1 protein-coding gene is annotated in these 341 nt (G+C 63.9%); it reads left to right on the top strand.

Annotated features, from left to right (window positions below; translation table 11 throughout):
- Nucleotides 1-15: 15 nt before the first annotated feature.
- Nucleotides 16-341: hypothetical protein (locus DW029_RS11485; RefSeq protein WP_199582584.1), on the top strand; the 326-nt coding region annotated here is incomplete at its 3' end.

Below are 341 nucleotides of genomic sequence, written 5' to 3'. Positions count from 1 at the left end.
GGCGACCGCGAGCTCATGCTTAAGCACAATCTCCCCTGCATCGTGGTGGTGAGGCTGCGTTTCCGCGGGAAGCGCAGGGACTTCGCCGTGCCGCTGCGTTCCAACATCGCCCCCAACGTGCCCAAAGACCAGTACTTTGCGTTGCCACCCCGCCCCACGACGCGCCCCGGCTGCCGCCACGGCATCCACTACATCAAGATGTTCCCCATAACCAAGTCCTACCAGCGTCGCTTCAGGACCGAGGGCTCGGCCTACTACGAGACGCTCCAGCGCATCATCGACGGCAACACCAAGCGCATTGTCTCCGAGTGCCAGGCGTACCTCGACCGCTACGAGCGCGA

This window comes from Collinsella sp. AF38-3AC (genome assembly GCF_003474365.1).
In the GTDB taxonomy this organism is placed as follows: Bacteria; Actinomycetota; Coriobacteriia; order Coriobacteriales; family Coriobacteriaceae; genus Collinsella.
This window is presented reverse-complemented; position numbering and strand designations above follow the sequence as displayed.